Below are 21,085 nucleotides of genomic sequence, written 5' to 3'. Positions count from 1 at the left end.
TTTTTCCTATTTCTAAGGAAACAATCTTCATCCTATTTCATAAAAATATTTATACTAGATAGTGTCATCCTTTTACGCCTCGCCAAGATTACTTGCTCGCTTTCGTATTTAGCAACAGCATAAAGTGGATATACCATCCATTTTATGCCAGCCTTTTATTTATCAGATCTATATTTGCCTGACCAACACCGTATTCTCTTGCCAAGGACTTCCACTGTCCCAATGCAGCTTTTGTTTGTTCAATACTTTCATCTACAAGAGCTTTGGACAGCCCCCCTTCAATACCTAGCTTTATAAGCTGCTTTTCTGCGGGGTTTCTTCCCTCTCCCATTACCATTGTGCTTTGCTCTCCCCCGGGGCCATTAGAAAATGTTAGATCATAAGCTGGTGATAACTTCCATTCCCCTTTATCATCCATTAGAAAACTAAAGTTTTTGGCATGGTCATCACGGTTATGGGCCAGAACATTGAATACAGCCAGTCTATACATTTTCTCAACTTCTCTGATGTCTTTCGTAAGCTGACCAGTTAGCGTCAGTAAATCTTCATAATCTAATGATGGTGTCCGAAAGTCACTATGTAATAACCCGCTTACCGTATGCATGTGATATCTTTTTGGACCATCCCGATCAAAGCGTTTTGCTGCAAAATATCCGCATCCTTTACTAGCTGTGAATAAATGAGTTTCTGACATTGTAACACCTGCCTCTTTTGCCATTAGAGCATATACGTACTCAATAGCGCCAGAATCCAGACCGTCTTGGGAATTCGGGAACTTGACCAGCCAAGGTTCAAATCCATGGGCGAGTTGCTGCGCTCCATGAGCTATGTTCTGACGGGTCGGATTAACCCCTATAAGTGCTTTGGGTCGTGCCCCGGCAGATGATCCATTTAAAGACAGAAGCTCCTGAATAATCTCTTCTGAACTTCCTGTTAGAACTTCACCGGCCCTGTGAGCCAGTTGATCCAGATCAATTAAGCCATCTTCTATATCCGACGGACTAAAATCCGGTTCATATACTAAGGCCCCCATTCCGTGAAATCCCACATGTGCCAAACGATCGAGTGGAGTAATATCGGACGGCAATATGTTTTGAGAACGCAAAAGGCGGTCAAATAGTAAACGCCCCCAACCATCGGGCAGGCTATCGCTAAAAACACCCGCCAATCCTTCGAAAGGTCTTGTTTCAAAGGCGGTAACGCCTGTTTTGAGAGGTAATCGTAAAGGAGAAATCTCCAGCCCTCTTTGAATGAATGAGGCCTCATATTCAAAATAAATGGCATGATCGCGAATGGCCAAGCGCCCAACCGAAAGAATTTCACTGCCGAAATCCAATCTTACTTTGAGTTCTTTTATAAGTCGTTTCATTTGTGACGGCCTCGTTTACGAATTGAAGTCTCTTCTTTCAACACTTCATCAATGGAAGAGAAAGCTGACTTTACAGGCTTGATAGCCTCAATCACTTCCTCAATGCCACCAATTACCAAAAGAAGACGAAGGAACGACTCAAGTGAGATGACCCCTTTCTGCTCAAATTTTCTTAACGTTGGCAAGGCGACGCCAGAACGCTCTGCCAAACCTTCCTGAGTAAGCCCCGCGTTCAAACGCCTTGAACGGACATTTTCAGCAAGCTTACGAAGCGCTTTGGATGGAGATATAAGTGATATCATTGTAGTACATATTGGCCTTAAAACCTCATAATTAATACTATTGTATTACAAATATAGCTAAATATTAGCGAAGAATGCCTTACTTACATGGCATTAAAGTTGAAAATATAAGTATTGACCCCTGTTTTCTAACCTAATTGAAAAAACGGATGGCCATCCCCCTATTTCGTAGTAAAATGGCCAACCTCGTTACCTATTTCCATTTTGCGCAATATTCAGTTAATGGATGTCATATCCTGATCATTTGAGACCGAAATGACCCGGTCAGATAAAAGCGAATTGCAGGGATCAACGACTCCGAGTTCTCCACACTAACTCTGACGCATTTTGGCTATGACAAGGTGTAATTTGACTAAATCTGTGTTGATTCACTTTCACAATTTTGTATTACAATTTTAATGTAGAAAAGGAATGAAAACAGCAATTTTTATTGCGATCAGCTTTTTGATCGGCACCGCTTCGTTTGGACAAAAAAATCAACCAAGAACCTATTTATTTGTTCCCGGAGCATGGGATGGAGGTTGGGATTATGCAAAGGTTGATTCAATTTTAAGCTCGCAGGGACAGATCGTCTACCGGCCAACTTTGACCGGTATCGGAGAACGCGAGCACCTTGCTAACGCTAATGTAAATTTGACTACTTATATTACTGATATAGTAAATGTGATCAAATTTGAGAACCTTCGTAACGTTATACTCGTTGGCCATAGTTTTGGAGGTATGGTTATCTCCGGGGTGGCAGAAGTAGTGCCAGACCGCTTAAGTCAATTGGTCTATCTGGATGCGATGGTTCCCAATGATGGAGAAAGCGCCAAAGATGTGACCGGCGAGTTGTGGGATCAGCTTATGGTTTCTTCTATTAAAGATAGTGTGATGTTATATCCTTTTGGAGCTTCCACATCCGCTTACCCAAGGGATGTACCACAGCCTATCAAGACATTTACCGAGCCTTTGAAGATCAGTAATCCCTTGGCAAAAAATATCCCGGCAGTCTACATTTCTATGACTCAAAATGGTAAACCCGGCAATCAAAAAATGGGCTATGACAGAGCGAAGGAAAGAAACTGGAAAATCTTTACCTTAGAGGGAGGGCACTACGCGATGCGGGAACAGCCTGAGAATATGGTCAGAAAATTAGAGGAAGCTTTAAAAGACAATGATAAGTAACACGCCGCACAGGATCACCACCATCAGCAAATATCACCGGGTAATGGGATTACCCGGTCCGCAGCACCCACTGATCAGCGTAATCGACTACAACACTATTCTCTCACCCTGCCAGGAACATGTAAGTTTTGTATTCGATTTTTATGCTATCCTTCTTGACAGGGATTTCAAGGGTAAGATGAAGTACGGACAGCAGCAAAGTGATTTTGACAAAGGCGTTCTTTTTCTGATGTCGCCTGGCCAGATCTTTCAGATCGATGCCAAAGAAACGACTGATCGTTCAGGCTGGCTACTGCTTGTGCATCCAGATCTGTTATGGCATACCCATTTGGCAAAAGACATCAAACAATACGGTTTCTTTGATTATGCTATAAATGAAGCTTTATTTCTGTCTGAGCGTGAAGAAGCCGCTATTATCAGACTTTTAGAAAATATAAAGAACGAGTACCAGCATACCATCGACAAATTCAGTCAGCCAGCTATTGTCGCCCAACTGGAGTTACTGCTGACCTACTGCGACAGGTATTATCAACGCCAATTCATTACACGTCAAAAAAGCAATCATCAAATTCTGGCGCGCCTTGAGGTGCTGCTTACTGAATATTTCAGCGGCGATGATCTGCTGGGAAAAGGACTGCCAACTGTTCAAAAGGTCGCTGACCAGTTAAACTTGTCACCGAAATATCTTAGTAATCTGTTGCGTGTCCTTACAGGTCAAAATACCCAGCAACATATTCACAATAAACTAATTGAGAAAGCAAAGCAAAAGCTTTCAACGACAGACCTTACAATCAGTGAGATCGCCTACGATCTGGGTTTTGAGCATCCGCCATCGTTCAGCAAGTTATTTAAAGCAAAAACCCGGCTCTCACCAATAGAATTCAGGCGCTCCTTTAATTGAATGAAGCCTCTTCAATATGGTTTCCTATGTCCAATAATATTTCTAAATCTGCCAGATATGATAATTAGGCTCAACTTTGGGTATGTCATCAGTAAAAAAAACTCAGAGCGTTGGTTGTAAACCAAAGTGAGAAATAAAAACGATACAAATACATCTGATAAAGCTAGTGTGTCTTCAGCTTTTAGGATATTGGCTCAGTTATCAAGAATAAATATTAAGTCAATTCCTGATTAATATGTTTGGCTAATTCCACAGCAGAGTCAGTATTGATACGTACCTTTCCCTTGTTTGCGTTTAATGATAATTCTACAGCATCAAGGCAAAAAACACTATATAGTGTATGCTCCAGTCCATAACGAATTCCTAAACCAACCCACCATGTGTTTTTAACTGACCTGGCCAGCTGAATATCTCTCAAATATATTTTCCGCTGAATCAGTCCGATTCCTAATGAGATTACAACATATTCGTCCGTGGTGGTCACATCCAATTTATAGAGGTTCAAAAAGACCAGAAGGACAGCCGCCGCAGCCGCATATTTTATCCAGACTATATCAGGGACCAGCACGGACAAAATAGCTGATGCTATGATAGCAAAGACAATCAAAGAGATCAGCATAGTTTTTCCAAATTGTGAGAACTTCATAAAATACAGATTTACTGATAAGTAGATGGGACAATTACACCGGAGACTATTTAAGATTGAGAATATTCTCCGGTATGGAAAAGCTATAACTTACTGACGCTTTGCTGCGAATTGAGCAGCGCACATGCAGTAGCACTTGCGGTATGGGCTTAATACGGCTGAAACCGGTCCACTATAATATAAGCTACTTTTCTGTCCTCAAAATGAACCCTGACGTGCTCTTTTATGCCATGATCGCGGGTGTCAAATACAAAGGTCCAGGGTAGTTGCGCTTTCTGAGGGTCATACAATGCATATGTATATTTTGATCCGAGCACAATACGTTGAAATTTGTTGGAATAGCCCAGTTGAGTACTCAACGACACCAGCTTATTGAATAGCTTGTCCGATGAATCGCCTGTGGCTATTGCCAGCTGTAAATCAATGCCTTGTGGCCACTGATTGAGTGGTGTACCCTGATTAAGCTGGATACGTTCCACCTTACCCCTGTTCAGCCTGACCTGTACACCTGTAGGAGTTTCTGGATTTTCATCGAGCACCAGCCAGTCGAAATCTTGCAGGCTATTTTTCAGGTCGCTGACATTGCCAAAATAATTATTCACTGCACTGATATAGGAAACATCCTGATTAGACCTGTGCATTTCCAGCACCTGATAGACCTCATCTGCCGGACTATTGATAACAAGACCCCGGTACTCTCCTGTCGTGATACTGTCTCTGCCCAAATAGTTAACCCGCGGCTGAGGCTCTGGTCCTACAGTCAGGGGTTCATCCTGACCTGACTTGCAACTAAGCGTTGCGATTCCCAGAAACAAAAATGCAGCAATTGATAAGTTTATATTCATAAAGCAATCAGATTTAGTGTCTTTATGGTGACTTACTTATGGTTTGTTTAGTTGGAATGGCCTGGATGTATTTTATAAAAAACCAGACGAATGAGCTTACGTCATTTGTCTGGTTTGATCTTTAACACTAACTCAAAATTTCAAATATTCTTTTCTTATTTGCCCCCTCATTGAGGTTACCAAATCTGACTATGACCAATGACTACGTAGGATAGTCAGTATTTGGCATTCCCATCAAAGGGATCGTTTTAAAGCCACCAGGATCTACATCTACAGGGTCTGTGACTAAAGCGGCTAAGCTTTGTAAATGTCAAGCTTACTCAAGACTGGCCCTTTCAAAGCAACTACCCACATTATCACATTTACTTTTTAATACCTTGCATAGCGATAAACCACCTCTCCCGTACCTTCTTCAATTCTTGTGGTAAAGTGTGAAGAAAGTCTATCAATTAACTCCCTTTTTGAAGAATACTTTTGGAAATACCCATTGCAACACCTTAATTTGTCTATAATATTGATAGACTATTCATTATTTCGAAAGCGACGAGTCCATGCAATCCAGCTCCGACACTACAACACTTTCAGCATCTTCAATCCATCCTGATCACGCAATCGTTCTGAATGATTCTGTTCCGGACGACATACTGGTGCAATGGATGCAGGCGGGTAGCAAGCCGGCCTTCGATCTGATTTATCGCCGCTATTGGAAGGCGCTCTATCACCTGGCGTTTAATCTGTTCAGGGACAGGATTGTTTGCGAAGACATTGTACAGGATGTGTTTTTCCAACTATGGGATAAAGGGGGAAGCCTCCAGATTCAAACACTCCGCTCCTATCTGTTCGCGGCAACCAGGCATGGTGAAAGCGATTCTGATGTCCTGGAAAAGGATCTGGCGCATCAAGCTTCTATGGCTATCAGCATGTTGCCTGAAAAATGCAGAGAGATATTTGTCCTGAGCCGCAAACACGCCATGCCTGTCGCTCAGATTGCACAGCATCTTGAGTTATCGCCTAAAACTGTTGAAAATCAGATCACCATCGCTTTAAAAAAGCTTCGAAGCTCGCTTTCCGATTATTTTGTGGTGATGATTATCACCTCATTTCTACAGGCTTGAACCTTTTCGGTCTATAGGTGGCAATTTCGGTACCTCTTCTAGCGCCGTCTGACAAGCCAATCGGATTATCGAAACACACATCATTTCATCCTTTGAAGCTGTCCTCTACAATTTATTAAAAAATATTCATACCTCTTTGGGGGTTGAGGCCAGCTTTGAACTCTTACATACAAGGCATTTAAATTATTTAATTCTTCATATCACATTGTACCAAAGTGAGATCAAAGCATAATCGTTTGTTGGAAAGGTACTTTCGCAGGGCAGAGAAGGATCTGTTCAAAGCAGAAACTTCCTACATGGCAAACGAAAGTGAAGTGAACGAATCGATTTATGAAAAATTAAATGCCCGCATTCAAGCCAGAGAAACAAGGCGCGTTATTTCCCTCAGGCGCTTGCCCATAGCAGCTGCGGCAAGCATTATCCTCGTTGCGGGAATTACTTTATTTTTCCAGCGGAAGGCACCTGTATCAAGCTTTCAGACACTTCAGAACAATTCAAGACAGGCTCAGCTCAGCTACCTGCCCGATAGCTCAAAGGTGTGGCTTAACACCGGAAGTACTATCAGGTATATTGCTGGCTTTCAAGGGGCTTCCCGGGAGATTTTGCTGGATGGGGAGGCATATTTTGAAGTGAAAAGAAATGAGCTCAAACCATTCGTCGTCAAAAGCCATGGCATTAAAACACAGGTTCTTGGCACACGTTTCAATGTAAAGGCTTATGCTCAGATGAACCGGGTCGCTGTAACGGTGATCAGCGGCAAGGTTGGTGTGGGTCTGGAAGACAAACAGCAAAGCTCAGTTTTTCTCAAAGCCAATCAACAAGCTGTATATGATAAGGCTTCGAGGAACCTTTCGCAGATTGATGACCTGAATGCCCATGAACAGATTTCATGGCAGTCGGGGCGTCTGGTGTTTTTCAATACCCCCCTTCCGGAAGTATTGCTGGGTATCTTTCATAAATATGGAAAAAAAATAAACTCCTCTGCTGACTTTGACCGATGTCGTATCTATTTCGAATTAAGCGACGAGACATTTGCTGAAATGTTAATTCTGCTGGAAAAATTGACGGAATCGAAAGTAAAGACCATAAACGGAGTGTATCAATTGACCGGCAAGGGCTGCCTGTGACAGTCTAACCTCCCCATCATTTGATTGCATAATCCTGAGCAGCCTCCAGGGGGCTGACCAGGAAAACTATATCTGATTTTTAAACTAAACTATGATTGAGAACATGTACAAAAAGTATAAGAAGCTGCTTTTCGGCTGGCTTTTGCTTCTGTTTTTACCAGCCCTTTCACAGGGAGCCTTCGAGAATAAGATTACAATCTCGTTCAAAAATGAACCGCTCACTTCAGCCTTGATCAAGCTTTCAGAGTCCTCAGGCGTTAAGATAGGATTTACCCAAAGTGTGTTGGGCAACTCAGCAGGTAAACTTATTGATCTGCAAGTCAAAAATCAAACTTTGTCTGAAGTGCTCGACATTATCCTTAAACCACACGGATTAACATATGCTTATGTAGGAAAAAGTGTGATCATTGAAAGAGCAAAAACCTCAGCTGCTGCTGAAGCAAAACCGGGTCCGGAGCAAAATAATGATATACGTATACAGGGCAGAGTTACCGATGAAAACAAAGAGGGAATACCCGGTGTAAATATTCAGATCAAGGGAACCTTAGTGGGCACTATTACTGATAAGGAAGGTCATTATTCGCTTTCAGCAGTTTCATCCAAATCAATTTTGGTTTTTTCATTTTTGGGCTATGAATCCACCGAAGAAATCATCTCCGCACGAACAGAGGTGAACGTACAGCTGCGACCTTCTTCCAACAAACTTGAAGAACTTATCATAGTCGGTTACGGTGAGCAACGGAAAGCTGATCTGGTCGGTTCGGTAGCGAAAGTGAATCCTGAAAATGTAAAGACTATACCTGAAGCAAGCTTCGACACACAGTTACAGGGAAGCATTGCGGGTGTTCAGATAAACGGCGGCACGGGGATTCCTGGTTCAAATACATTCATCAGGGTGAGAGGCGCCACATCAATTAATTCCAGCAATGACCCTTTGTATATTATTGATGGTGTTTTCGTCAACAATAATTCCCTTCAGAGTGTGGATGCGGACAGAACCACCTCTCCGCTGGCCGACCTGAATCCAAACGATATTGAAAACATCGAGGTCCTCAAAGACGCTACAGCCATTGCTATCTACGGATCACGGGGAGCAAACGGAGTAATTATTATCACTACCAAAAGAGGTAAATTTGAGCAAAAGCCAACCGTGGAGCTAAGTACGTCACAGGGCTGGGGCTGGGCGCCTAAAAAATGGGACCTTACCACAGGACTACAACATGCCATGCTGGTGGAAGAGTACCGTGCAAACGAAAAACTTCCTCCCGTTTTCACTGCCGAAACAAGGGGACTTCCGCAGGATCAGCCCACGTTTGATCGCCAGGCAATACTCAACCGCACTGCACGTTACCAGAATTACGACGCCTCTTTACGTGGTGGAACTGCCAATACAAGTTATTATCTAGGATTCGGTCATTCATCACAGCAGGGTATCTGGAAACCTATGGGTTTCAGCAGAACCAGTTTTAAGGTCAATATTGATCAGCGAATCAATCATTGGCTCACAATTGGTACCAGCAACACACTTTCCCGGTCTTTAAGAACAATAGGACGGGCAGTAGGGAGCGGTGGAACAGGGGCGCTTTATCAGGCGAGTGTGGATATTCCCACCTACCTCCCTATCTTTGATCAGGCCGGCAAGCCGCTTCGCTGGGTCAACTTTGACAATATTCACTCGTTGACCACCGAGAGCGACGCAACGGCGCTCAGCAATCATTACATCGGAATTCTATACGCAGAAGCCGACATTCTGAGAAACCTGAAATTCCGCACCAGTTTTAGTCTTGATTACAATATCTATGAGGAAAATGAATATTGGAATACCAACCTGTTGAGAGGTATCGCCAACAACGGCGAGGCGATCACCGGCTTTACACAGTCCAATTATTGGGTCAACGAACAGACGTTGCGCTACACTACCTCACTTGGAACCAACCATAGGTTCGCCTTGATGGTAGGAACTCACTTGCAGGGCAGTACAACGTCCAATACTACTTCAAGAGGAACCAACTTTCCCAATAACTCTTTCAAGCTGATTTCTGCTGCCTCCAATCAGACTGTCAGAGAATCCTGGGGCAAAAATAGCCTTGCATCTGTATTTTCCAGACTTGAATACAATTTCAAAAGAAAGTACTTTTTCGAAGCAACTGTACGGGCGGACGGCGCTTCCAAATTTAGTCCCAAGAACCGCTGGGGTTATTTCCCTGCTATCGGGGCCGCATGGAGAATAAGTCAGGAAAGCTTTCTGGCCCAAAACCCTGTCATAAGCAACTTAAAGCTCAGACTTAATTATGGGGTTGCCGGCAACCAAAACGGCATCAGCGACTTCGCATTCAGGGGATTGTGGACTGCAGGTCTGGGCTATCCTGACGCAGGCACAGCCGAGCTACCCGGTACTGCGCCATTCCAATTGGCCAACCCTGATCTGCGTTGGGAAAAAACCAGTCAGTTCAATCTGGGTATAGACCTGGGACTCTTCAAGGATCGCCTCTCGGCTGAAATTAATCTTTATCGTAAGTACACCTCTGACGCTCTGCTGGAAATCGCGGTGCCCAACTACACCGGCTTTAGATCTTACCTCTCCAATTTTGGCGAGATTAGTAACCGTGGTCTGGAACTCTCTGTTAATTCAGAGAACATACGCAGGGAACGTTTTAAATGGTCGACTTCCTTCAACATCTCCCGTAACGTCAACCGCATTGAGGTACTCCCTTACCCGATGTCATTTGAAGACAGGCAATTTATAAGGATCGAACAGGGGGTATCTCTCTATTCCTACTGGCTTTATAAATCGCATGGTGTAGATCCTCAGACAGGAGATCTGATCATCGAAGACGTCAACAAGGATGGCCGTATCACGGCAGATGACAGGAAGGTCGTTGGAGATGCGTGGCCTGACTTCTTTGGCGGGCTGACAAACAATTTCACTTTCGGTAATTTTGATGCTAATATTTTGTTTACGTATTCTTTTGGCAACCACCTTTGGAATCATAACAGAGCGCTTGGGGAGCAGGGAGGACGCCTGGATGGCAACAGGGTTTTATTTGCAAGCCAGCTTGACAGGTGGCAAAAGCCGGGAGATGTCACAGATGTACCCCGCCTTGCACTGAAAAACTACAATACCCAGGAGCTTAGCAGATTCTTCGAAGATGCTTCCTTTGTCCGCCTCCGCTCTTTCAGCCTCGGTTACACGCTGCCACAATCAGCAACTTCACGATTGAAGTTACCTAAAACCAGATTATACTTTGTGGGGACAAATCTGTGGTTATGGACACGCTATTCAGGCGCCGATCCTGAAACAAGAATAGAAAGGGGAGAAAGTCAAAATATACAAGGTTATGATTTTGCTTCCCCTCCCACCCCTCGTACGGTTCAGTTTGGCATCAATCTTACATTCTAGTCTATGAAACGCATTTTAGATCTCAATACAATTAAACGCTTTAAACCTGCAGCCAAAAAAGTAGCTGTAATGACTACACTTGGCCTGGGGCTCGTATTGCTTGCTTCCTGCGGTGAATTTCTTGAAATAGCACCCAAAGAAACCATTTCAGAAGAGCTTGCCATCGTAGACAAAACATCGTTGAATACGGCGGTGCGAGGGGCTTACAGGCGTCTGGGAAACGCAGGTTATTATGGAGAAGGGTATGTCAATCTGGGTTTTATTCCCAGTGGGGATGTGATCTACAATGTTTTCAATAATGTTTCGGATTTGAACTTCCGTGCAGATGATGGAGCCTTTGCTGGCAGCTGGGCTGCTATTTATGCCACGATCAATCTGGTAAATCACATCATTGAAAAAGCTCCCCAGATTACCGACGTAAATTTGACTGATGCCCAACGTAATGCAGCGCTGGGAGAGGCACATTTTCTCCGCGGGCTGGCCTACTTTGACCTGGCAAGAGGCTGGGGCGGAGTTCCGCTTAAACTTAAACCAACTTCTGATTTAAGTCAGGATACGGGCATCCCCAGGGCAACGCTGGAACAAACCTATAAACAGGTACTCGAAGATCTGGATCTTGCAGAGCAGCTCTTACCTGAGCAGTTGAACAGGGTTCGTGCTACACGTTATACCGTATGGGCTTTGAAGGCCCGGTTTTATTTGTATAACAAAAACTGGACTCAGGCGGTAAATTATGCGGATAAGGTCATTGCCCTTAACAATCATTTCAGGCTGGTTGCTCCATTTAATTCCTGGTTTTCAGCCGGAGTTGTACAAACACAGGAATCCATACTTGAAATTGCTTTTTCTGCTCAAAATCCATCAGCGCTCCGCACCCGCATGAGTCTGCTGTCCCGAGGGGGAGAATATCGTTACCGTCCTTCGGATAATCTGGTAGCGACACTGCGAAACCCAGGCACAGGCGGCCACAGAAGAGCCTTGCTGGATAGCGCAACCCAAGCAGGAACCACGCAATATGCCGGAGCTCTGTACTATCGCAGTCCTGCAACCGACCCCTCATATGTGATCAGAATAGCAGAGCTTTATCTGATCAGGTCAGAAGCCCTTGCACAGCTGGGCAACCTGCCCAAGGCACTTCTTGATCTAAACTTGATCAGAAACAGGGCTGGTCTGGGCAACCTCTCGCTGAACAATGACACCGAAGTGCTGGCAGCCGTACTGGAAGAGCGCCGCTTAGAATTTCTCTGGGAAGCGCACAGGTATTTTGACTTGAGCAGAACAGGTAAGTTAAAGGAAAAAATAGAGCAGCTGAAGCCAAATCTGAAAATTCAGCCCCATCTGAATCTTTTTCCAATACCTATTGATGAAGTTATACTCGATAAGCTACAACAAAATCCCGGCTACTAAACGCTTCAGAACTATGTCCGATCCTAAGACAAAAATTGTCTCATTTACTGCAGCTGTGAGACAGTTTTTAGAGAAGCCTTATCAGGGGGGCTCACTTAACATATCCTGGGGCTACTGGCAGCTTGTTGCCACCAGATTTTTAACCGTTTTTTTTACACTGTTCATCTTTCCGCTTGACTGGAAATTTTACCGCAGTTTGCTGAGTTTAGATTTCCATTTTTACCATCTGCTCAGCCTCGCTCGTTATCAGCCGGAATGGGTTCCGCTCAGCGATCAGCATGGCAACCCGGTGCTTGGCGCAGCCAGCTTTGCAAACTGGGCAATAATTGTATTCGTATCGGTGGTATTGACCCTTGTTTGGAGCCTGACCGACAAAAAACGTCAGAACCTGATTGCAGAGCTCGAATGGACCAAAACAATAGTACGTTACCGGCTTGCTTTGGTTTTGATCGCTTATGGTGTGTATCAGCTATTCCGACTACAAATTCCTTATCCTTCGCTGAGCAGTCTGATGACCAACTACGGAGACTTATACCCGTGGAAAATATATTATCAGACAACGGCTATTTCTCCTTTGTACTCTTCTTTTCTTGGATCAGTTGAAATTCTGGCTGGTCTGCTGATACTCAACCGCAGAACTACAACCATGGGTGCTGGCCTTGTGATTGGCTTTTTAGGCAATGTAGCTGCTGTAAATGGTTTCTATGATGCCGGTGAGCTTTCGCTCAGCACATTGATTGTATTGATGGCTGTTTTCTTGTTTTCGTTTGATGTAGTCAGACTTTATCAGCTACTGATACTGGAGAAAAAAGCGCTAGCCAACAGGCTCGTCGCTGACTATTCGGCAAGCAGTTTAACCAAGCTCAGATCGGCCGCGAAAATAAGTATCGCGGTATTCACATTACTACTACTTGTCTCAGCGGCAAGCAGTCAGGCGAATGGCCCGTATAAGTATCCAAGTCAGCAAGGATTAAAGAATAGCTTTGGTCTCTATGAGGTAAAGCACTTTGTCTTCAACAATGACACGATCCCTCACTCTAAATCTGACACCCGCCGCTGGCAGGACGTTGTTTTTGAGCAGTGGTCTACGATCAGCGTCAAACAAAACAGGCCGGTTATCATTGACAGAAGCTCGGCAGAAAAACTACAGCTGAAAGATATTGACCGCAACTACGAATTTGCGGGGCTTTCCGGCAGACATTTCTACCACTATGAGCTCAACGCTACAGCAGATACGCTGCTGCTGACAAACAAAAATCGAAATCACCGAAACGAAACATTCAAACTGGCGATTAAACGACCGACCGACCGCTACATTGAACTTTCAGGAACCGACCAGGCAGGTAACAGGATTCATGCCGTTTTGGAACGTCAGGACAGAAAATTCATGATGTACGAAGGCCGCCGGCGTGCAGCCAAGCTTTAAAACCAACCAATATGAGCAATAACACAGCCATTAAACTGCATCAGCCTCTGGCATCGAACGCACGTGATGATCAAAACGCTGAGAGTAAAACAGAGAAAAACAAAATCTGGACAAGCCGACAAAAACTCCTTTTCAGAATTTTGGGTACATACTTCGTTTTCCTTTGCATCCCTTCATACAGTAACTTTTATACGCATTTATGGAATCTGGAGTTCTCTAAAATCACCTATCACGACTTTCAGCATGTGGTTGCTTTCTGGCCTCCGCAGTTATATCTGATAGAAACGGAGGAAGGTGTTTTCGGATTTCTTAATTACATTAACCTAATTTTGCTTTTAGGTGTGTCTGTGGTGCTTGGACTGATTTGGACAGTGTTTGACAAGCGATCTACAAATTACCGTCGTGCTTACTACTGGGTCAGTGTTCTGGTCAGGTACAGGCTTGCATTCGGAATGGTCGGCTGGGGAATGAAAAAAGCATTTCCAATGCAGATGGTCTATCCGACCCTTGGCATGTTAAACACACCGTTTATTGACATGGCTGAAAAGAAGCTTTACTGGTCCCATGTCGGTGTGTCATTTGGTTACACCGTTTTTTTAGGATTTGCTGAAATCATTCCGGGACTTTTGCTGCTTCACCGTAAAACAGCCTCTTTGGGCGGGGCACTTGCAGCGGTTGTATGCTTCAACATCGTGCTGGCAAACCATGCTTACGATGCGGGTGTTGCCGTGCCGGCTGCTTATTTTACACTGCTTGGACTGTTTGTAGTAGCAAGCGATTTCGGTCAGATCTACACCTTGCTTGTAAAAGAAAAAGACGTTAGACTCAGCCGCTTTTACCCTTCCTATAACACTAGCCAAAACAGACTAAAATTAGCGGTTAAAGCTGTTGGTATTTTTATATTTGTTCCTCTGACAGCATTTATGTGGGGCTACGGATTTTTCAATGGAAACAATTACAATATACCTTCAACACAAGCAGCACCAGGTCTGAAAGGCTACTACAATGTTGAAAACTTTGCCCTTAATGGAAAATCGCTGCCCTACAGTCCGTCAGATTCGGTCCGCTGGCAGGATGCCATATTTGAAGACTGGTCTACCCTCAGCTTCAGAACCAACAGGACTGCGTTTGTTGACCGCATGATTGGCTACTCTCCTTTGCGTGTAAAAGGTGATAAAAAGAATACAAATCTGAATCAGGTCAATACTCAGGATTCGGATCAGCTATTTAAACAACAACAAAACCGGGACCTGGGCGTAACCCGTTGGGAAGTTGGAGGAATGGCCGGTGACCGCAGCTACTTTTTTTATCATGTCGATACCACTAAACAGATATTATACTTGCAAAACAAGAATAAAAACCATCAGGATGAGCGCCAGGTACTACATTATAGTTTCCATGGCGACAGGATACTTCTGAAAGGTGTAAATCAGTACAGGGATTCAGTGCAAGTTGTACTCAAAAAAGTAGAAAAAATCTATCCACTCGCAGAGGGACGCCAATCACAGGTTCGCGTTTTTTAGATTTTTTCAAATTCCATACAGCCGCACAGCTTCAGAAAAGTGCCACGACCAGACGCCCGAAATATAACCTGCCTGAAATGTAATGTTTCCCAGTTCTGGTTCGATTAACTATTTGTTGACCACCGTAATTGGGTTTAGACTAACAATTCTATTTCGGAGTAATATGACCATGATGTCATTCTTGTTCTCTGAAAGTTAACAAAAAGTACAGGAGCTGTTGTAGATCGTCATTTTGCATCGGAATTGAGTGGTCAGAAGTATCGTATTATCCAACCTGCTGACCAAACTCGCCGAGGCCTAGGTTAACCAATAAGCAAGAGCAGAATAGTCGACTAAGAATCAACGAAAGAGAGCTGGCTGGATTAGTCAGCTCTCTTAGTTTGTTATTTTTAACTTGCTTCTGTGTAGGGCTTTCATATGGTAAGGATCAGTTTCGGAATTATCCTCACGCCAAATTCTCAATAAATTCGACTGTTTCAATTGAGCATAATCCAATCACAAGTCATTATCCTTCAAAAAAATTGTCAGTAATTTACAAAAAACTGATGACGAATGAACTGGATAACCCGCGAGAGACCCAAAATTGACCGGTTGGCATGCCCATGGCTTATTAAACGTTTTGTAGACCCGGACGCTGTGTTCTATTTTGTCGAGGAGTCGCAAGTAGTCTCTGCCGCTGCCCGGTTAGATGCTGTTGCTTTCGACGTGCCGGGCGTAGAGTATACCCATTATCAGGACCAATGCACATTCGACTACTTTATCAAAAGACACAATCTGCAGGATCCTGCACTGCTGGTGATGGCTCCCATTGTCAGAGGAGCTGATACGGATGATCATTCGGTTACTTCGCAGTCTGCAGGACTCTGGGCGATATCTTCCGGCCTGGCTTTCAATATTAAAGATGATCAGCAACTCCTGCAACAGGGATTTGTAATATACGACGCTTTGTACTCCTGGGCAAAACACCTTCAGTCTGTCAGGCATACACAAAGCCCTACAGAGCAGCTGTTACTGTCCGTATTGCATACCTACATCAACAAAAAAGGTCAAAAGAAAGCACCCCGGTGGGTCAAGGAGCTCAAATCTATGATTCAGGACCAGATTGATATGAATCTGGCCTTAAGTCTGACCGAGCTTGCAGAAAGCATTGACGTGAATCCAGCATATGTGTCGCGCACCTTTACTAAATATTTCGATGATCTGTCCTATGGCGAATACATACGCAAGCTCCGGATCGATAAGTCACTTCAACTGCTTGAATCGACAAATTACACATTGACCGAAATTGCTTACCTGACCGGCTTTTCAGATCAGAGCCACTTTACGAGAATCTTCAAAAAACAAACGGGCCGGCTCCCTTCTGAGTACAGAAAATCTGACAAAAGGTAAAATCCGTTCTACCAGGTAAAAATCATTCTATTCCCGGGGTCAAACATGTCGTAATCTTGATGCATCAAAAGATTATTACATGAAAATCATAACATTCCCACTACAACTCAAAAGCAAATTTAACAATGCCCTGGTGCTGCTGTTAAATTTGCTGTTTTTCACCGCATTTGGTCAATCTTCCAGCACACCAGCCCCCTCGGCATATCCGCGCACTGCTGCCTACCAGGGCGTGCTGCACCCCATCGTTACCCTGGATAAAGACGCAATCCAACCCAACTTCAAAGACTATTACGTAGTCGGTTTTCCGATTGGTATAAACTTATGGAAAACCCAGAAGCTGGGATTCTCAGTAGAGATGGTCCCCTTGATCCGTGCGCAAGGTGCGACAAGCCGTGTTGCCAATGTAATCTTTCATCCAGGCGTGCTTGTCAACCTGGGACACAACTTTACATTTGCCGGCCGTATGGCTTTTGAAACTTCGGGCAGATACGGAATTACGCCCGTGATAAGTAAAATTGTCAGGAAGGGGCCTACCAATAGTTATTTCGTTGCTGTTCCAGTACCTGTACGTTTTGGCAACAATCATCCTGCATCGCTGACTGCTGGCTTTCAGTTCGGTATTATCTTTTAATTTTCGGTAACCACATTTATGAATATAGAACCTACCTACTCTTTGAGCGATTTAGCACGCTACTTTCTGCGTTTGGGAACGCTCGGCTTCGGCGGTCCTGCTGCACTTGTGAGTGCCATGTATCAGGACCTTGCCGTAGAGCGAAAATGGATCACCGAAGCTGATTACCAGGAAGGGATAGCACTCTCACAGCTGGCGCCCGGCCCGCTGGCAGCCCAACTAGCCATTTACCTTGGGTATGTACACTACGGTTATTTAGGTGCGACCGTCGTGGGAATTACGTTCGTTATTCCCTCCTTTTTAATGGTTTTGATACTCGGAGTAACGTATGTAAAATTTGGAGGACTGCCTTGGATCCAGGCATTGTTCTATGGTATCGAAGCATCAGTAATCGGCATCATAGCCAATGGTACATACAAGCTAACTTTAAAAACGGTCAAAAGCGGTACGTTGGGTTGGTTCCTGTTTGTTACTTCTGCTGCGGCTACCGCTATTATGGAAACCGAAGTGTTGGCATTGATCCTGGGCTCCGGGGGAATATATTGGTATTTCAAATCCCGCCCAGCCTCCATCAAGAGTGGTGCCGTCAGAAACCTGGCTATGTTTCTGCCCCAGATTCAGTCCATCAATTCGGACTCGGTTTTATGGAAAATAGCGATTTTCTTTACCAAGGCAGGCGCTTTCGTTTTTGGAAGCGGGCTGGCTATCGTACCATTCCTGTACGCAGGCGCCGTCAAAGAAAACCAGTGGCTTACAGAGCAACAGTTTCTGGATGCGGTAGCCATAGCCATGATTACTCCGGGCCCCGTTGTGATCACAGTCGCCTTTATCGGATACCTTGTCGCAGGATTCTCAGGCGCCTGCGTTGCCGCAATTTCAACGTTTCTTCCCTGCTACCTGTTTACAGTGCTGCCCGCCCCGTATTTTAAGCGTTGGGGCAAAAATACAGGGGTAAAGGATTTTGTGCAGGGAATAACGATAACAGCCATAGGGGCTATTGCCGGGGCAGTAATTGTTCTGGCGCGCCGTCAGTTGATTGACATCCCCTCGGTTGCAATCGCTGCATTAACTCTGTTTTTGCTTCACCGATATAAGAAACTTTCCGAGCTATATATTATTGCAGGGGCCGCTATTATTGGTAGTATTCTAAGCCAGGTATTGCTTTAATTTCCTTGTCTAACCTCGTAAACTGAAAAAACTGTGTAAATACCACCAAACCGGTTGGTGGGACTTGCTCTGCCATCATCAAGCTATGACTTTATATTCATTTACCCAAAGTGGTTTCAGATGATTCATCAGCTGCATTACCTGCCAGAGGAAAGCTTCTCCACTTCTTTGAATACCTGAAGAAAGTTACCGCCCCAAAGCTTTTTAATATCTTCTTCGGAGTATCCTCTCTTCAAAAGCTCCCGGGTAATATTGGGCCCATCTCCAACATGCTGATAGCCTTTTACTCTTTACGGAATGCCATGGCACACATTTTTCTAAGACGGCGAATCAACAGAATTCTGCCTTTCACATTTATCTAACATCTGCAATGAAATCAGCTCAATCTACCTTATTGTCTTCCCATCGTGGCCACTTCCACAATGACACTGTTCAGTTATAGCATTTCGAAAAAAGAAGGCGAAAATTTCGAAGACCCCAAGCTGCTTGGAAACTTTGTGAAAAAGACTTTTCACACAAGTAAAAAAGCATCAACGTTTTCGGGGTGGGGATTACACTACCTTACCGGAGTCGTCTTTACGGTGGCTTATAAATTACTTTTGGGTTCCGTAAATAGACGACCTCTGCTGCAAACGGGCTTTTGTATGGCACCCTAGCAGGGGGAACCGGGGTGGTCACATGGGATGTTTTATTCAAAAACCATCGCAATCCTCCCAAAACTGACAAGAAAGGTTTCTATACTCAACTGATCATTGCGCATATCATTTTTGGATTGACGTTATCGGCTTTTAAGAAAAAGAATGCTGAACACAGGCGTTTCTCATCCTGATCACCCAATCTTAACGACGGACATGCGTATCGCTTCCCAGCTCCCGATTGACTGAAAGTCAGATTGCGAAAAAAAGTACTGGGAAAGGCGAAAATTTGGCGCCGACCAAGTCATTTTTGTCTATTCCATAACCGTAATCTTCTTGTTGCTTTTTGCTGTTTGTTTTCCCCACTCTGCAATAGATAAAAGCAAAGGAATGAGCGTTCTGCCAAATTCAGTCAGTTCATAATCCACTCTTAATGGTGGTTTGCTGGCATAAACGGTACGTATAATCAAACCATCTTCTTCCATTTCTTTCAGTTGAAGGCTCAATGTTCTCTCCGTTATCACTTTACATTCTTTTCTTAGCTCACTGTATCTTTTTTTTTCGATTAAGTGAATAAGGATTACCGCTTTCCATTTTCCGCCTATATACTTCATCGTAAGGCTGGTACTGCAAGGAAATTGTTTGTCGTCTATACTATACATCTGTTACTATCAAATTCGACCGTTATTGCGAAGATATAGCACTATACTTAGTTTTGCAACAGTAAAAAGTATAGTAGAATTTATAAAACAGAAAATTATGAGTTTTTTAGAACTTGCAAAGCGTAGATACGCTACAAAAAAGTATGACCCGACTAAAAAGATATCGGCAAAACAGATTAACGAACTAAAAGAAATAATCCGGTTAAGCCCCTCTTCGATCAACAGCCAGCCGTGGCAATTCACATTTGTTACAGACGATATCGTGAAAAAGGAGTTAGCTTCCCAATCCTATATGAACGAACCGTCTGTCAATGATGTCGGCCTGTTGGTCGTGTTCAGTGTAATGGAAGATATTAAGTATTTTGAGAAACATAATATTTCCATTCTCCCAGAAGGATGGATAACAGGATTCTATGAACCAATGATAAAATCAAATGGTGATGCAGCGACCAAAACGTGGATGGAGCATCAGGTTTATCTTTCCCTGGGCTACTTTTTGAGTGCTTGCATAAGTTTGGGACTTGATGCAACGCCAATGGAGGGAATCAATCGTGAAGCCTATCAACGGATATTAGCGCAAGATGGATTTGCTCCTTTATTTGCAGTTACCGTGGGCTATGCTGATTTAAGTGATTGGATGCACCCAACTGTTTTTCCAAAATCCCGATTTGAACTGGATCAGGTTATAAGATCAATTTAAGATTATAACAAAATATATTGCAGCTACTGGTTTGATGGCAGATTCTTATTCTCCCAATTCCAGTAGCTTTTCCATTAGTTTGCGAGCGTGCTGCTTTGCACCCGCTTTTATTTCATCTTCGGTATAACCTGCAGTTAACGAAGTACCATAAAAACAAATCGGGTCAATGTAATCCATTTGACTATGATAAGCAGTCTGCTCCAGATGTTTGCAAAATTCATACACACGAAAATGCTGAAAGCCCAAAGCCGTATAGCTGCTTTGAGATGAACCCACAGTAAAACTCGGCAGAAAATGTTTGCCTTTGAGCTTGTCGCCTTTTGAACCATAAGCAAATTGATATTCAAATACCATATCAAACCAATGCTTTAAAATGGCGGGCATACTGTACCAATAAAATGGATATTGGAAAACAATGGACTTGTGTCGCAAAAGGGCTTGCTGTTCTGCTTTTACATCAATGTCGTAGTCAGGATACAACTCGTGGATATTCCTGATTTCAACATCAACAGGACTGTTTTTCAATTCCTCGATAATCGTTTTGTTTGCCAACGACTTATCAAAGGTGGGGTGTGCTAAAACTATTAAAGACATACTATAATTATTTTAGTAGCAAAAGTATTTTTAGTACCTTGCATTTACAATAACTATCAAAACAGATAGGCTAAAAAAA

General features: G+C 43.7%; 18 protein-coding genes and 1 pseudogene. 12 read left to right on the top strand and 7 right to left on the bottom strand.

The features are described 5' to 3' along the window. Nucleotides 1–142: 142 nt before the first annotated feature. Nucleotides 143–1,369, bottom strand: a complete 1,227-nt coding sequence (locus tag DSL64_RS04220) for a type II toxin-antitoxin system HipA family toxin (protein ID WP_115829402.1) — start codon at nucleotides 1,367–1,369, stop codon at nucleotides 143–145. Further along, nucleotides 1,366–1,671 (bottom strand): helix-turn-helix domain-containing protein, encoded by a 306-nt coding sequence (locus DSL64_RS04215; protein ID WP_199539327.1) that lies wholly within the window; start codon nucleotides 1,669–1,671, stop codon nucleotides 1,366–1,368. Before DSL64_RS04215 ends, DSL64_RS04220 begins: the two co-directional genes overlap by 4 nt. A gap of 411 nt (nucleotides 1,672–2,082) precedes the next feature. Between DSL64_RS04215 and DSL64_RS04210 the strand changes: the two genes are divergently transcribed. Both DSL64_RS04210 and DSL64_RS04205 read left to right on the top strand, forming a co-directional pair. Continuing rightward, nucleotides 2,083–2,838: an alpha/beta fold hydrolase gene (locus tag DSL64_RS04210; RefSeq protein ID WP_115829401.1), complete on the top strand. Its 756-nt coding sequence runs from the start codon at nucleotides 2,083–2,085 to the stop codon at nucleotides 2,836–2,838. Further along, complete coding sequence (locus DSL64_RS04205; protein ID WP_115829400.1) at nucleotides 2,828–3,739, top strand: helix-turn-helix domain-containing protein; 912 nt, start codon at nucleotides 2,828–2,830, stop codon at nucleotides 3,737–3,739. The genes DSL64_RS04210 and DSL64_RS04205 overlap by 11 nt, the downstream gene beginning before the upstream one ends. A gap of 214 nt (nucleotides 3,740–3,953) precedes the next feature. On the opposite strand, the gene DSL64_RS04200 is transcribed toward DSL64_RS04205, so the two are convergent. Together DSL64_RS04200 and DSL64_RS04195 are read right to left on the bottom strand one after the other, a co-directional pair. Then, complete coding sequence (locus DSL64_RS04200) at nucleotides 3,954–4,385, bottom strand: hypothetical protein (protein ID WP_115829399.1); 432 nt, start codon at nucleotides 4,383–4,385, stop codon at nucleotides 3,954–3,956. A gap of 149 nt (nucleotides 4,386–4,534) precedes the next feature. After that, nucleotides 4,535–5,230: a hypothetical protein gene (locus DSL64_RS04195; RefSeq protein ID WP_115829398.1), complete on the bottom strand. Its 696-nt coding sequence runs from the start codon at nucleotides 5,228–5,230 to the stop codon at nucleotides 4,535–4,537. A 551-nt stretch (nucleotides 5,231–5,781) separates the two neighbouring features. On the opposite strand from DSL64_RS04195, the gene DSL64_RS04190 reads away from it, so the two are divergent. The 9 genes from DSL64_RS04190 to DSL64_RS04150 all read left to right on the top strand — a co-directional run bounded on the left by DSL64_RS04190 (nucleotide 5,782) and on the right by DSL64_RS04150 (nucleotide 18,415). Continuing rightward, complete coding sequence (locus DSL64_RS04190) at nucleotides 5,782–6,345, top strand: sigma factor-like helix-turn-helix DNA-binding protein (RefSeq protein WP_115829397.1); 564 nt, start codon at nucleotides 5,782–5,784, stop codon at nucleotides 6,343–6,345. A 239-nt stretch (nucleotides 6,346–6,584) separates the two neighbouring features. Beyond that, the gene (locus DSL64_RS04185; RefSeq protein ID WP_147300330.1) at nucleotides 6,585–7,472 is read left to right on the top strand and encodes a FecR family protein; all 888 of its coding nucleotides are present in this window, start codon (nucleotides 6,585–6,587) and stop codon (nucleotides 7,470–7,472) included. A 91-nt stretch (nucleotides 7,473–7,563) separates the two neighbouring features. Then, nucleotides 7,564–10,872 carry a TonB-dependent receptor gene (locus tag DSL64_RS04180; RefSeq protein ID WP_229216949.1) on the top strand — a complete coding sequence of 1,103 codons (3,309 nt, stop codon included), beginning with the start codon at nucleotides 7,564–7,566 and terminating at the stop codon, nucleotides 10,870–10,872. A gap of 3 nt (nucleotides 10,873–10,875) precedes the next feature. Further along, nucleotides 10,876–12,279, top strand: a complete 1,404-nt coding sequence (locus tag DSL64_RS04175) for a RagB/SusD family nutrient uptake outer membrane protein (RefSeq protein WP_115829394.1) — start codon at nucleotides 10,876–10,878, stop codon at nucleotides 12,277–12,279. 13 nt (nucleotides 12,280–12,292) lie between these two features. Continuing rightward, nucleotides 12,293–13,705, top strand: coding sequence for a DoxX family protein (locus DSL64_RS04170; RefSeq protein WP_147300329.1), 1,413 nt, complete (start codon nucleotides 12,293–12,295; stop codon nucleotides 13,703–13,705). Nucleotides 13,706–13,716: 11 nt separating this feature from the next. Then, entirely contained in the window at nucleotides 13,717–15,228 is a 1,512-nt protein-coding gene (locus DSL64_RS04165) for a hypothetical protein (RefSeq protein ID WP_115829392.1), read from the top strand. 552 nt (nucleotides 15,229–15,780) lie between these two features. Beyond that, nucleotides 15,781–16,617, top strand: a complete 837-nt coding sequence (locus DSL64_RS04160; RefSeq protein WP_115829391.1) for a chromate resistance protein ChrB domain-containing protein — start codon at nucleotides 15,781–15,783, stop codon at nucleotides 16,615–16,617. Between the two features lie 79 nt (nucleotides 16,618–16,696). Next, nucleotides 16,697–17,248, top strand: coding sequence for a hypothetical protein (locus DSL64_RS04155; RefSeq protein WP_199539326.1), 552 nt, complete (start codon nucleotides 16,697–16,699; stop codon nucleotides 17,246–17,248). A gap of 18 nt (nucleotides 17,249–17,266) precedes the next feature. After that, entirely contained in the window at nucleotides 17,267–18,415 is a 1,149-nt protein-coding gene (locus tag DSL64_RS04150; protein WP_115829390.1) for a chromate transporter, read from the top strand. A 137-nt stretch (nucleotides 18,416–18,552) separates the two neighbouring features. Here DSL64_RS04150 and DSL64_RS04145 read toward each other — a convergent pair. Together DSL64_RS04145 and DSL64_RS04135 are read right to left on the bottom strand one after the other, a co-directional pair. Then, nucleotides 18,553–18,690, bottom strand: a pseudogene (locus DSL64_RS04145) (membrane dipeptidase); the annotation flags it as partial. A 674-nt stretch (nucleotides 18,691–19,364) separates the two neighbouring features. Then, nucleotides 19,365–19,712, bottom strand: coding sequence for a winged helix-turn-helix transcriptional regulator (locus DSL64_RS04135; protein ID WP_115829387.1), 348 nt, complete (start codon nucleotides 19,710–19,712; stop codon nucleotides 19,365–19,367). Nucleotides 19,713–19,809: 97 nt separating this feature from the next. On the opposite strand from DSL64_RS04135, the gene DSL64_RS04130 reads away from it, so the two are divergent. Further along, the gene (locus DSL64_RS04130) at nucleotides 19,810–20,412 is read left to right on the top strand and encodes an NAD(P)H-dependent oxidoreductase (RefSeq protein ID WP_115829386.1); all 603 of its coding nucleotides are present in this window, start codon (nucleotides 19,810–19,812) and stop codon (nucleotides 20,410–20,412) included. A gap of 45 nt (nucleotides 20,413–20,457) precedes the next feature. Here DSL64_RS04130 and DSL64_RS04125 read toward each other — a convergent pair whose 3' ends face one another. Beyond that, a complete protein-coding gene (locus DSL64_RS04125; protein WP_115829385.1) occupies nucleotides 20,458–21,006 on the bottom strand; it encodes an NAD(P)H-dependent oxidoreductase in 549 nt (182 codons plus the stop codon). Nucleotides 21,007–21,085 lie beyond the last annotated feature (79 nt).

Origin of the sequence: Dyadobacter luteus (assembly GCF_003383615.1) — a bacterium.
Classification (GTDB): domain Bacteria; phylum Bacteroidota; class Bacteroidia; order Cytophagales; family Spirosomataceae; genus Dyadobacter; species Dyadobacter luteus.
This window is presented reverse-complemented; position numbering and strand designations above follow the sequence as displayed.

Bases quoted from the DNA above. Each gene is read 5' to 3' on its own strand.
- DSL64_RS04130 (WP_115829386.1), top strand. From the start codon at position 19,810: ATGAGTTTTTTAGAACTTGCAAAGCGTAGATACGCTACAAAAAAGTAT.
- DSL64_RS04195 (WP_115829398.1), bottom strand. From the start codon at position 5,230: ATGAATATAAACTTATCAATTGCTGCATTTTTGTTTCTGGGAATCGCA.
- DSL64_RS04150 (WP_115829390.1), top strand. From the start codon at position 17,267: ATGAATATAGAACCTACCTACTCTTTGAGCGATTTAGCACGCTACTTT.
- DSL64_RS04210 (WP_115829401.1), top strand. From the start codon at position 2,083: ATGAAAACAGCAATTTTTATTGCGATCAGCTTTTTGATCGGCACCGCT.
- DSL64_RS04170 (WP_147300329.1), top strand. From the start codon at position 12,293: ATGTCCGATCCTAAGACAAAAATTGTCTCATTTACTGCAGCTGTGAGA.
- DSL64_RS04165 (WP_115829392.1), top strand. From the start codon at position 13,717: ATGAGCAATAACACAGCCATTAAACTGCATCAGCCTCTGGCATCGAAC.
- DSL64_RS04190 (WP_115829397.1), top strand. From the start codon at position 5,782: ATGCAATCCAGCTCCGACACTACAACACTTTCAGCATCTTCAATCCAT.
- DSL64_RS04200 (WP_115829399.1), bottom strand. From the start codon at position 4,385: ATGAAGTTCTCACAATTTGGAAAAACTATGCTGATCTCTTTGATTGTC.
- DSL64_RS04155 (WP_199539326.1), top strand. From the start codon at position 16,697: ATGAAAATCATAACATTCCCACTACAACTCAAAAGCAAATTTAACAAT.
- DSL64_RS04175 (WP_115829394.1), top strand. From the start codon at position 10,876: ATGAAACGCATTTTAGATCTCAATACAATTAAACGCTTTAAACCTGCA.
- DSL64_RS04125 (WP_115829385.1), bottom strand. From the start codon at position 21,006: ATGTCTTTAATAGTTTTAGCACACCCCACCTTTGATAAGTCGTTGGCA.
- DSL64_RS04160 (WP_115829391.1), top strand. From the start codon at position 15,781: ATGAACTGGATAACCCGCGAGAGACCCAAAATTGACCGGTTGGCATGC.
- DSL64_RS04180 (WP_229216949.1), top strand. From the start codon at position 7,564: ATGATTGAGAACATGTACAAAAAGTATAAGAAGCTGCTTTTCGGCTGG.
- DSL64_RS04220 (WP_115829402.1), bottom strand. From the start codon at position 1,369: ATGAAACGACTTATAAAAGAACTCAAAGTAAGATTGGATTTCGGCAGT.
- DSL64_RS04135 (WP_115829387.1), bottom strand. From the start codon at position 19,712: ATGTATAGTATAGACGACAAACAATTTCCTTGCAGTACCAGCCTTACG.
- DSL64_RS04215 (WP_199539327.1), bottom strand. From the start codon at position 1,671: ATGATATCACTTATATCTCCATCCAAAGCGCTTCGTAAGCTTGCTGAA.
- DSL64_RS04205 (WP_115829400.1), top strand. From the start codon at position 2,828: ATGATAAGTAACACGCCGCACAGGATCACCACCATCAGCAAATATCAC.